Annotated in this window: 8 protein-coding genes; 5 read left to right on the top strand and 3 right to left on the bottom strand. The window is 71.7% G+C overall.

Going from position 1 to position 11476, the window contains the following annotated elements:
• Window positions 1-408: 408 nt before the first annotated feature.
• Window positions 409-2469 (top strand): S9 family peptidase, encoded by a 2061-nt coding sequence (locus IEZ07_RS25975; RefSeq protein WP_204054544.1) that lies wholly within the window; start codon window positions 409-411, stop codon window positions 2467-2469.
• On the top strand, window positions 2466-3491 hold the full coding sequence (gene mgrA, locus IEZ07_RS25970) for an L-glyceraldehyde 3-phosphate reductase (protein ID WP_191897123.1): 1026 nt from the start codon (window positions 2466-2468) through the stop codon (window positions 3489-3491). The genes IEZ07_RS25975 and mgrA overlap by 4 nt, the downstream gene beginning before the upstream one ends.
• A gap of 31 nt (window positions 3492-3522) precedes the next feature.
• Here the strand turns inward: mgrA and IEZ07_RS25965 are convergent, their stop codons facing one another.
• Complete coding sequence (locus IEZ07_RS25965) at window positions 3523-5943, bottom strand: lysylphosphatidylglycerol synthase transmembrane domain-containing protein (RefSeq protein WP_239320444.1); 2421 nt, start codon at window positions 5941-5943, stop codon at window positions 3523-3525.
• Between the two features lie 373 nt (window positions 5944-6316).
• Here IEZ07_RS25965 and IEZ07_RS25960 point away from each other — a divergent pair, with 373 nt between their 5' ends.
• Both IEZ07_RS25960 and IEZ07_RS25955 read left to right on the top strand, forming a co-directional pair.
• Window positions 6317-7894 (top strand): M28 family metallopeptidase, encoded by a 1578-nt coding sequence (locus IEZ07_RS25960; RefSeq protein WP_191897122.1) that lies wholly within the window; start codon window positions 6317-6319, stop codon window positions 7892-7894.
• A gap of 83 nt (window positions 7895-7977) precedes the next feature.
• Window positions 7978-9987 (top strand): molybdopterin-containing oxidoreductase family protein, encoded by a 2010-nt coding sequence (locus IEZ07_RS25955; protein WP_191897121.1) that lies wholly within the window; start codon window positions 7978-7980, stop codon window positions 9985-9987.
• Between the two features lie 86 nt (window positions 9988-10073).
• Here IEZ07_RS25955 and IEZ07_RS25950 read toward each other — a convergent pair whose 3' ends face one another.
• Entirely contained in the window at window positions 10074-10298 is a 225-nt protein-coding gene (locus IEZ07_RS25950) for a hypothetical protein (protein WP_068902862.1), read from the bottom strand.
• Window positions 10299-10571: 273 nt separating this feature from the next.
• Between IEZ07_RS25950 and IEZ07_RS25945 the strand changes: the two genes are divergently transcribed.
• On the top strand, window positions 10572-11039 hold the full coding sequence (locus IEZ07_RS25945; protein WP_068902860.1) for a hypothetical protein: 468 nt from the start codon (window positions 10572-10574) through the stop codon (window positions 11037-11039).
• 42 nt (window positions 11040-11081) lie between these two features.
• Here IEZ07_RS25945 and IEZ07_RS25940 read toward each other — a convergent pair whose 3' ends face one another.
• Window positions 11082-11450 (bottom strand): VOC family protein, encoded by a 369-nt coding sequence (locus IEZ07_RS25940; protein WP_191897120.1) that lies wholly within the window; start codon window positions 11448-11450, stop codon window positions 11082-11084.
• Window positions 11451-11476: the final 26 nt, after the last annotated feature.

Genomic DNA, 11476 nt, shown 5'->3' with positions numbered 1-11476 from the left:
GTCTTTATTCTTTCAGATCCGCTTTTCCGTGTCAATTTGACCCGGTCTGGCCGATCTTTCTAGAATTCGGACCGCCCCGTTTCCGAGGCAACCCCTCAAACTTACCAGCCCTTGAGCGGTTCTGCGAACCGATCTCTGAAGCCGTTGGTTTCAGGGGATTGTCGACAGAACACGGCAAACCACATCGAAGTCACCGGAGTGAGTGGAGTGGTTTGCGCCGGATCTCGGCGACGTCAAAAGATTAGCAGTCCCCGGGGACCGCTCGAGACGGAACCGCGAACCGGGCGGTCCGGGTCCGGGACGCGCCGGATGAACGCATTCGACCCCGGCCGGAGCATGACAACGCACCGGAGGACGCGCTGATTACCTGATCGGGTCCGAAGCCGCCGGAACCATAGACTCGACGGGGTGAGCAGCGAGATGCCGCCTACGGCGAAGAAGGTCCCCAGCGAGCGCGTGCACCACGGGGACACCGTGATCGACCACTACGCATGGCTGACGGTCAAGGACGATCCCGAGACGATCGCCTATCTCGAAGCCGAGAACGCCTACACCCAGCAGATGACCGCCCACCTGAAACCCCTCCAGGAGACGATCTTCCAGGAGATCAAGGGCCGGACCCTGGAGACGGACCTGTCCGTCCCCACCCGCAAGGGCGACTGGTGGTACTACTCCCGAACCGAGGAGGGCAAGCAGTACGGCATCCAGTGCCGGGTCGCCGCCGCGGGGGAGACCCCTCCGGAGCTCAAGGCCGGTGAGCCGCTCCCCGGCGAGCAGGTCATGCTCGACGGCAACGAGCTGGCCGGCGAGAGCGACTTCTTCGCCCTCGGCACCAGTGCGGTGAGCCCGGACGGCACCCTGCTGGCCTACTCGGTGAACTTCACCGGCGACGAGCGCTTCACCCTCAAGATGAAGAACCTCGTCACCGGCCAGACCCTCACCGACGAGATCCCCGGCATCTTCTACGGCGGCGCCTGGTCCGCCGACGGGACCACGTTCTTCTACACGACGGTCGACGAGGCCTGGCGCCCCTACCGGGTCTACCGGCACACCGTCGGCACCCCGGCCGCCGACGACGTGCTCGTCCACGAGGAGGAGGACGAGCGGTTCTGGATCGGCGTCGGCCTCACCCGCAGCGAGCGCTACCTGATCCTCTCCGCCGGAAGCAAGATCACCAGCGAGATCCGCATCCTGGAGGCGGACCGCCCGACCGGCGAGTTCCGCGTCGTGCGGCCCCGCGAGACCGGCGTCGAGTACGGCCTCGACCACGCCGGCGACCGCTTCCTGGTCCTGCACAACAAGAACGCCGAGAACTTCGAGCTGGCCACGGCCCCGCTCGACGACCCCGGCACCTGGACGCCGCTGATCGCGCACCGCGAGGACACCCGGCTGCTGGACGTCGACGCCTTCTCCGGTCACACCGTCGTGCACTTCCGCCGCGACGGCCTCACCGGCATCCGCATCCTGCCCGCGGACGGCGAGCCGTACGAGATCGGCCTGCCGGAGCCGATCTACGACGTGGCGCCCTCCGGGAACCCCGAGTTCGTCACCGGGCGGCTCCGCATCGGCTACACCAGCATGATCACGCCGCCGTCGGTCTACGACTACGACCTGGCGTCGCGGGAGCTGATCCTGCTGAAGCGCAAGCCCGTGCTCGGCGGTTACGACCCGGCCGACTACGAGCAGTTCCGCGAGTGGGCGACCGCCCCGGACGGCACCCGCGTGCCGATCTCCATCGCGGTGCGCAAGGGCACCGAGCGGCCGGCGCCCACGGTCCTGTACGGCTACGGCAGCTACGAGATCTCGGTCGACCCGTCGTTCTCGGTGGCCAGGCTCAGCCTGCTGGACCGGGGCTTCGTCTTCGCCATCGCGCACATCAGGGGCGGTGGCGAGATGGGCCGCCGGTGGTACGAGGACGGGAAGTTCCAGCAGAAGAAGAACACCTTCACCGACTTCGTCGCCTGCGCCGAGCACCTCAAGGCCGCCGGCTGGTCCTCCGGCGTCATCGCGCGCGGCGGGTCGGCGGGCGGGCTGCTGATGGGCGCCGTCGCCAACCTCGCGCCCGAGTCCTTCGCCGGCGTGGTCGCCGAGGTGCCGTTCGTGGACGCGCTGAACACGATCCTCGACCCGTCGCTCCCGCTCACCGTCATCGAGTGGGACGAATGGGGCGACCCGCTGCACGACCCGGACGTGTACGCCTACATGAAGTCGTACACGCCGTACGAGAACGTGGACGGGCGGGTCTACCCGCCGATCCTGGCGATCACCAGCCTCAACGACACCCGGGTGCTCTACCACGAGCCCGCCAAGTGGATCGCGAGGCTCCGCGACACCGCGCGCGGCGGACCGTTCCTGCTCAAGACGGAGATGGGCGCCGGGCACGGCGGCCGGAGCGGCAGGTACGACTCCTGGCGCGAGGAGGCCTTCACCCTCTCCTGGATCCTTGACACCGCGAAGGCGGCGCAGTGACCCCCGGCGACTACAGGGCGGCCGACGACCGCTACGACGGGCGGCAGCCGTACAACCGGGTCGGCCGGAGCGGGCTCAGACTGCCCGCGGTCTCGCTGGGGCTCTGGCACAACTTCGGCGACGACAAGCCGTTCGAGGTGCAGCGGGCCATCCTGCGCCGGGCCTTCGACCTCGGGGTGACCCACTTCGACCTGGCCAACAACTACGGCCCGCCGTACGGCTCGGCGGAGGCGAACTTCGGGCGGCACCTGCGGGAGGACTTCGCCCGCTACCGCGACGAGCTGGTCGTCTCCACCAAGGCGGGCTACGACATGTGGCCGGGGCCGTACGGCGAGTGGGGGTCGCGCAAGTACCTGCTGGCCAGCCTGGACCAGTCGCTCAAGCGGATGGGCCTGGAGTACGTCGACATCTTCTACAGCCACCGGCCCGACCCGGACACGCCGCTGGAGGAGACGATGGGCGCGCTGGACCACGCGGTCCGGTCCGGGCGGGCGCTGTACGCCGGGATCTCGTCGTACTCGCCGGAGCAGACCGCCGAGGCGGCGCGGATCCTGCGCGAGATGGGCACGCCGCTGCTGATCCACCAGCCGTCGTACTCGATGCTCAACCGGTGGATCGAGGGCGGCCTGCTGGACGTGCTGGAGGCGGAGGGGGCGGGCTGCATCGCGTTCTCGCCGCTGGCGCAGGGCATGCTGACCGACCGCTACCTCGGCGGCATCCCGGAGGGGTCGCGGGCCTCGCTGGGGCACTTCCTCAAACCGGAGATGCTCACCGAGCGGACCATGCGGCGCGTGCGCAGGCTCAACGAGATCGCCTCGGCGCGCGGCCAGTCGCTCGCGCAGATGGCGCTGGCCTGGGCGCTGCGGGACCGGCGGGTGACCTCGGTGCTGATCGGCGCGAGCAGCGTGCGGCAGCTGGAGGACAGCCTCGGGGCGGTGCGGAACCTCTCCTTCACCCCGGAGGAGCTGGCGGCCATCGACGAGGACGCGGCCGAGGCCGGCGTCGACCTCGGGGCCGGCTAACCGTACGTGCGGGACACCGGATCCGGCCCGGCTACAGGGCCTCGTTCCGCTGCAGGTAGGCGAACGAGGCCCAGCCGGGCAGGACCGGGAACCAGAAGGTGAGCAACCGGAACAGCAGCACGGCGGAGATGGCGACCTCTCGGTCGAGACCGGCGATGGTGAGGCCGGTCGCGAGGGCGGCCTCCACCGCGCCGAGGCCGCCGGGGGTGGGGGCGGCCGAGCCGATGGCGTTGCCGGCCAGGAAGACCACCGCGACGGCGGCGAAGGGGAGGGGGTCGTCGAAGGCGCGCACGCAGGCGTCCAGGCAGACGACGAAGAAGACCGTCAGCAGCAGGGTGCCGGCGAAGCCCTCGGCGATCTTCCGGGGGGACTGGAGCACGTCCAGCAGGCGCGGGACGACCCCGGAGAACAGCGAGCGGACCCGCGAGGTCACCATGCGGCGCAGGCGCGGCACGCCCATCAGGAAGAGCACCAGCACCGCCACCGCCAGCAGCACGAAGACCAGGGTCCGCGACGGGGTGAAGGACGCGGCCGTGGCCGAGCCGGTGATGTAGGCGAACAGCAGCAGCAGCGCGATGTGGAAGGCGAGGCCGACGAGCTGGGACGCGCCGACGCTGGCCACCGCCTGGCCCGGCGGGATGCCCCGTCGCTGCAGGTAGCGGGTGTTGACGGCGACACCGCTCACCGCGGCCGGGGCGACCAGCTTCACGAACGACCCGGCGAACTGCGCCAGCACGGTCCGGCCGAGCGGGAGCCTCTCGGGCACGAAGCCCCTCAGCATCAGGGCGGCGGCGACGTAGCTCAGCATCGCGGCGGCGAAGGCCACCCCGGTCCACCCCCACTTGGCGGAGGTGAGCATGTTCAGGTTGGTCTCGGCCAGGTAGGAGACGACGAGGTACGCGGCGAGGGCGCTGGCGACGATCGTGAAGAGGGTCTTCGGGCGGAACCGCTCCAGGCGGATCGTCTCGGCCTCGGCCCTGGGCTCCAGCTCGACGATCCGTTCCCGGATCGCGGGCAGCAGCTCCTTGTCCTTGCTCAGCGCCACCCTGGTCTCGCGGGTGAGCGCGATCCGCTGGAGCAGCGGGAGCGCCGCGGCCAGCGTGTGCGGCCCCGCCACGGTCGCGGCGGCGCGGACCGCGCGCTCGGCTCCGACCCGGAGGCTGAGGTAGGTGAGCAGCTGGGCGATGTCCAGGCTGAGCAGCAGGTCTCCGGCGGCGATCTCGCCGCTGCGGGCGTCCATCAGGACGACCCGGCCCTCGTCGTCGACGTGGATGCTGTCACCGGTCAGCCGCCGGTGGGCGAGCCGCTGGACCTGCAGGAGGAGGACCTGCTCCCAGATCTGGGCGAGCAGGTCGTCGTCGATCTCCTCGTCGGGGATGTCCTCCAGCGCGCGGGTCGGAGTGTGCTCGTAGACGAGCAGCGCGGCCTCCGAGCCGATCTCGCTGGTGCCGACGAGCCGGGGGGTGCTGGCCCCAGCGGCGTGCGCGGCGTACGCCATCAGGGCCTCGCGCTCCAGTTCGGCGCGGAGTGAGCGGATGGCCTTGCGGCGGGTCTCGGAGCTGAGGCGGATGCGCCGCCAGAGGCGGTAGAGCAGACCGGCGACCTGGCGGTCGCGGTCGAGGACGGTGACGTCGAGGCGGCTGCCGTCCCGCAGCCCGACGGCGTACCGGCGGCTGCTCTGGTGGTCGTCGTCGAGCCTGCGGGCCTTGACCGGGTGGAAGCCGAGCTTGCGGACGGCGGCGACGATCGCGCTGCCGGGCGGGCGGGTGTTGGGGCTGCCCACGCCGTACAGCGTGGCGTAGCCGACGGCGAGGCCGACCAGGATGGAGACGACGATGCCGAGCACGGTGGCGGCCAGTCCGGCGAACAGCGCGATCGCGTTCACCACGACCGCCGTCCACAGCGCGGCGCGCCAGGTGGGGCGGTTGGAGATGCGCACCGCGGTGGTGTAGGCGATGACCGAGGTCAGCAGGGTGTTGAGCGGCTCGACCCCGGCGCGGCCGCCGGTGAGCAGCAGGCGCAGGTCCTCGGCGCCGGCGGCGATGATCCACTCGCCGAGGACGAACGAGAGGACCATGCCGGCGATCGCCGCGAACAGGCCCTCGGCGACGCGCAGGCCGTCGCGGTGGATCACCCGCTCGATCGCGTAGGCGGCCGGGATGGCGAGCATGGCGCCGCCGCCCAGCACGCCGACCAGGCCGCTCAGCAGGAACGGCACGCGCCTGGTGCCCTCGGTGACGTCGGCCTCCAGGCCGTTGAGCGTCTTCTTGGCGACCAGCGCGAGGAGGATCACGGCCGCCAGCGCCAGCAGGGTGGCCAGGAAGCGCAGCGCGTCGGAGGGGCGGCGGATGCGCTGGGGCAGCAGCGGCTCGACGACGAGCACGGCGGGGTCGCCGCCCGGCGGCGCGCCGGCGGCGGAAGTCCTCTCCCCGCGTTCCTTGATATTTCTCACCGCCTGCGATTCTGCCTGTTTCGTACTGGATCTGCGTCACCGATCTTTCCTTCCAGTCTCCACAGGCGCGGCCGTGCCCACCTCACCGCCCCACACTTCCGTCCGGAACGGTTCCCGCGGGGATCGGCCGCCCGTCCGAGACGGAGAATTGACCCTCCGGTTCGCGCGATCGCCGGTACGGGGCGGGAGCGACCTGGAAAGCTCGGGTCATGCCCTGTCATCCACCCCGCCACCTGCGGCGTCGCCCTCCATCTGACTCTACTCGGTAACAAATGTCGAGAAATGCTTATCAGGTTCTATTTGTCCGGACGTGTTCCGCCTGATCGCGATCGCGGGGATTTCCCGCTCCACTGGTTCAGAGGAGGAGTTCCGCATGCGCACGCGCGCGCACAGGGGCCTGCTGGCCGCCGTCACCGCGGTTTCGGCCGTGGTCCTGCCCGTCGTCTCCGCCGCCCCGGCCGGCGCCGCCCCGGATCCCCGGACGCTCAGCCAGGCGGTCAAGGCCCCCGCCGTCAAACGGCACCTGCAGGCGTTCCAGGAGATCGCCGCCGCGCACGGCGGCACCCGCGCGGCGGGCACCCCCGGCTACGACGCGTCGGCCGGCTACGTGGCCGACCGGCTGCGCGAGGCCGGTTACCGCGTCACCCTGCAGGAGTTCGAGTTCCCCTTCTTCCGCGAGATCACCGAGACCACGATGCGCCGGGTCGCCCCCTCGGCCAAGGCCTACACCCGCATGACCCACTTCCGGGTCATGACGTACTCCGGGTCGGGCAGCGTCACCGCCGCGGTCCGGGCCGTGGACGTGAAGCTGCCGCCGCCCGCGACCGCCAACGGCTCCACCTCCGGCTGCGAGGCGGCCGATTTCGCCGGCTTCACCCCGGGTGACATCGCGCTCCTGCAGCGCGGCACCTGCACCTTCCAGGTCAAGGCGGAGAACGCGCAGGCCGCCGGGGCCCGGGGCGTGATCATCTTCAACGAGGGGCAGGCCGGGGAGGGCCGGGCGGATCGCCGGGGACTGATCGGCGGCGCCCTCGACGGGACGACCGTGAACATCCCGGTCGTCGGGACCACGTTCGCGGTGGGCAAGGAGCTGTCCGCCCCCGGGACGGCGGTGACCCTCACCACGCACACCGAGGGCGACCCGAAGCGCAGGACGCACAACGTGCTGGCCGAGAGCCGCTGGGGCGACCCGGACAGGGTCGCCATGCTCGGCGCGCACCTGGACAGCGTCCCGGAGGGCCCCGGCATCAACGACAACGGCTCGGGCAGCGCGGGCGTGCTGGAGACCGCGATCCAGGCCGGGGGCCTGCAGACGAGGAACAGGCTGCGCTTCGCCTTCTGGGGCGCCGAGGAGCTGGGCCTGCTCGGCTCCAAGCACTACGTGGCGGGACTGTCCGCCGCGGAGAAGGCCGGGATCAGGCTCTACCTGAACTTCGACATGATCGCGTCCCCGAACCACGTCTTCGGCATCTACGACGGCGACGATTCGGACCGCACCGGGTCCCCTGCCGGTCCGGCGGGCTCGGACAAGATCGAGAAGCTCTTCGAGTCGTACTTCAGGACCGCCCGCCAGCCGTACACCGGGACCGACTTCACCGGCCGCTCGGACTACGGCCCCTTCATCGCGGCGGGCATCCCGGCGGGCGGGCTGTTCACCGGCGCGGAGGGCGTCAAGACCGCGGCGGAGGCCGCGAAGTTCGGCGGCCGGGCCGGGGTGGCCTACGACAAGTGCTACCACGAGGCCTGCGACACCATCGCCAACATCAGCGACAAGGCCCTGCGGGTGAACAGCGGCGCGATCGCCACCGCGGCGTTCACCTACGCCTACAGCCCGGTCCTGCCCGGCGGTTCCACCCGGTCCGGGCGGGCGGCCGCCGGCGGCTCCGGCCGGGCGGCCTCCGGCGGGGGCGGTCTCGGTCACGACCACGACCACGCCGGCGTGCCCTCGTAGCGGGCGGCCGGAGGACGGGGGTACGGCCGGGGCGGGCCGTACCCCTTTCCCTTCTCCGCGGCCGCGCGGCTACAGTCGGGCCCATGTCGGACGAACTGCAGGTCCTGGGGGCGTGTCCGCTGGACTGCCCGGACACGTGCTCGTGGGTGGTGACCGTCTCCGGCGGCGAGGCCGTCAAGATGCGCGGCAACCCGGACCACCCCTACACGCGCGGTGCGCTGTGCGTGAAGGTCAACCGCTATCTGGAGCAGACCCGGGCCGCCGACCGCCTCCTGCACCCGATGCGGCGCGTCGGGCCCAAGGGTTCGGGCGAGTTCGAGCGGATCACCTGGGACGAGGCCCTGGAGGAGATCTCCGTACGGCTGCGCGCGATCGTCGACGAGCACGGCGGCGAGGCGATCTGGCCCTACAACGGCACCGGGAGCCTCGGCTACCTCCAGGGCTGCGAGGGCGTGGCGGGCCGCCGGTTCTGGAACGTGCTGGGTGCCTCCAGGCATCATCTGAACATCTGCTCGGCGGCGGGCAACGCGGGCCTGACGGAGATCAACGGCACTCCCGGCGGCATGGACCCCGAGGACTTCGCGTCGTCGAGGCTGATCCTGCTCTGGGGCACCAACACGCTCACCAGCGGGCACCACCTGTGGAAGTTCGTCCAGGACGCCCGGGCGGCCGGGGCCCACGTGGTGGCGGTCGACCCGATCCGGACCCGCACCGCCGAGCAGGCCGACGAGCACCTGCCCATCCGGCCGGGCACCGACGCGGCCCTGGCGCTCGGCCTGCTCCACGTCGTGCTGGCCGAGGGCGCGGAGGACCGCGACTACCTGGAGCGGCACACCGAGGGCTGGGAGGCGTTCCGCGAGGAGATCCTCCGCCACCCCCCGGAGCGGGTGGCGGAGATCACCGGACTGCCCGAGGAGGACGTCCGGGCCCTGGGCCTGCGCCTGGCCCGCACCCGCCCCACCGGCATCCGCGCCACGATGGGGATCCAGCGGCACGCGGGCGGCGGGGCGGCGCTGCGGGCGCTCGCCGCGATCCCCGCGGTGACCGGCGACTGGCGCCGGCCCGGCGGCGGGATCGCCTACTCCACCAGCGGCCACATCCACCTGGACATCGACCACCGCGACGACCTGCTGGCCCGGCCGGTCCGCACGCTCACCATGACCCGGCTCGCGAGCGAGCTGGACGAGTCGGTGAAGTGCCTGTGGGTCTACGGCGCCAATCCGGTGGGCTCCTCCCCCGACCAGAACCGCATCCGCGAGCGGCTGCTGCGCGAGGACCTGTTCACGGTCGTGATGGAGCAGTTCGCGACCGACACCGTCGACTACGCCGACCTCGTGCTCCCGGCGACGATGCAGACCGAGCACCTGGACCTGCACGCCGGCTACGGCCACATGTACCTGCTGTGGAACGAACCGGCCGTCCCCCCGCCGGGCGAGTGCCTGTCCACCACCGAGACGTTCCGCCGCCTGGCCCGGCACATGGGCCTGACCGAGCCGTCGCTGTTCGACTCCGACCTGGAGCTGGCCGAGCAGCTGCTCTCCTCCGGCCACCCGTCCCTGGACGGGATCACGGTGGACCGGCTCCGGAAGGAGGGCTGGGTCCGGCTGAGCGTGCCGCGGCCGTTCCTGCCCTTCGCCGACGGGTTCCCGACGCCCTCGGGGCGGCTGCGCTTCCCCTCCGGGCCCGCCTACGTGCCCCCGCGCACGGTCACGGCCGCTGCGGCGCGGGAGACGTATCCGCTGGTCCTGGTCACCCCGGCGTCCCACACCTTCCTGAACACGACCTTCGGCAACAACCCCGAGCTGCGGCGGCGCTCGAAGGGCCCCCGGGTCCTGGTGAACCCGGCCGACGCGGCGGCGCGGGGCCTGGCCTCCGGTCAGCGGGCCCGCGTCTTCAACGACGACGGCGCGTTCGAGGCCGAGGTGGAGGTCACCGAGACGGTACGGCCCGGCGTGGTGGCGTCCACCAAGGGGCACTGGCGCAAGCTCAGCCCGGGCGGCTCGACGGTCAACGCCGTGGTGGGCGAGCACGACGCCGACCTGGGCCGGGGCGCGACCTACCACGACAACCTGGTGGAGGTCGCCCCGGCGTGAGCCCGCCGGCCTGCCCGCGCCCAGGCCGGCGGGCCCACGCCGGGAGTGCGGCCGCCTGTGCGGTAGGCCGCCGGCACGGTGACGGCCTACCGGCGGCGCCCGGGCTCGCCGGGGGAGGTCCGGTCGGCCCGCACGAACGCCCTGAGGCAGGCGGTCAGCTTCTCCACCAGGGCCAGCACGTCCGCCCGGCGCTCGGCGCGGAGCCAGGGCCAGGACATCCAGACCGGCACGGAGAGCAGGACGATCACGAGGATCGGCAGGATGAGCAGCGCGATCACCGCGACACGCTGCCAGCGAGCGAGGGCGAGCATCGATCCCCCTGGTGAAGACAGATGAAGCCTGGTGAGGACAGGTGAATGCCGAAGGGGGGAGCCCGGCTTGCGACGATCCCGACGCTACCTCGCCGACGAGTCCCCCGCACGGACGACTCGCACATTCTTTCGAAAGAACAGGTGACACTTCCGGACATCACCGGCGCGGGCCGGATCGGTGGGAATCCCGAGCCGGGACGCGCCCGCGGGTAAGGGAGGAATCAGGGTCGTCCCCCGATGTGGACAAGGGGACGGAAAGGGCAGCCTGGAGGCATGAAAGAGGAACTGACTCGACGTGACGAGATGTCCCTGTCCGGCGCGGCCCTGCGCGGCGCCCCCTGGAAGGCCGCGGCGGTGACCGGCGGCGCGGCGGCGGCCACCAGCTTCGGCCTGGGGGTCATCCTGCCGGGCGACGCCAGCCTGACCTGGGCCCTGTGCCTCGGCATCAGCCTGTTCTCGATGATCGCGGCGGTCGGCTCGGTCACCAGGCCGGACGTCGCCGACCGGGTGACCCGGTCGGCCCGCCAGTGGGCGCGCAACCACCCCTGGCGCTTCTCGCTCTATCCCGCGCTCGGCTCCGCCGCGCTGATGTACCCGGTCCAGCTCATCATCGACCGCGAGGGGCCGTTCAGCGCGGCTCTGGACGCGCTCCAGGGCGGCGTCGCGGTCTACCTGGTCACCGCCGTACTGGCCCTGGTCCTCGGGGGGCGGAAGCAGGCTTCCCTGCCCCGCGGCCACTGAGCGGGCCCTGCCGGACGGCGGCGAGCGGGCCCGCTGCCGCGGCTACTCCCGCTCGGTCTCACTCCTGCAGACGCAGAACTCGTTGCCCTCGGGGTCGAGCATGGTCACCCAACCGGAGCCGTCGGGGGCGCGCCGGTCGGCCTGGACCGTGGCTCCGAGGGCGAGCAGCCGCTCGACCTCCTGGTCGCGGGTGGAGCCCTCGGAACCGGAGACGTCCAGGTGGACGCGGTTCTTGACGGCCTTGCCCTCGGGGACCCGGATGAACAGCAGGTTGACCTTGCCGAGCAGGAGGACCTCGTCGTCGTCCGCCCCGGTCTCCGGGGAGATCTCGAAGCCCGTGGCGTCGCGCCAGAAGGCCGCCAGTTCGTACGGCCGGGCGCAGTCGAAGGTGACGTAGTCGATGTCAATCATGCGTCCAGCCAACCGTGACACCGGCT

The sequence above is a fragment of the Planomonospora parontospora genome (assembly GCA_014647935.1).
Lineage (GTDB): Bacteria > Actinomycetota > Actinomycetes > Streptosporangiales > Streptosporangiaceae > Planomonospora > Planomonospora parontospora.
Note: the sequence above shows the minus strand (reverse complement) of the source record. Positions and strands in the feature narration are given on the sequence as shown.

Bases quoted from the DNA above. Each gene is read 5' to 3' on its own strand.
- IEZ07_RS25955 (WP_191897121.1), top strand. From the start codon at position 7,978: ATGTCGGACGAACTGCAGGTCCTGGGGGCGTGTCCGCTGGACTGCCCG.
- IEZ07_RS25950 (WP_068902862.1), bottom strand. From the start codon at position 10,298: ATGCTCGCCCTCGCTCGCTGGCAGCGTGTCGCGGTGATCGCGCTGCTC.
- IEZ07_RS25945 (WP_068902860.1), top strand. From the start codon at position 10,572: ATGAAAGAGGAACTGACTCGACGTGACGAGATGTCCCTGTCCGGCGCG.
- IEZ07_RS25940 (WP_191897120.1), bottom strand. From the start codon at position 11,450: ATGATTGACATCGACTACGTCACCTTCGACTGCGCCCGGCCGTACGAA.
- IEZ07_RS25960 (WP_191897122.1), top strand. From the start codon at position 6,317: ATGCGCACGCGCGCGCACAGGGGCCTGCTGGCCGCCGTCACCGCGGTT.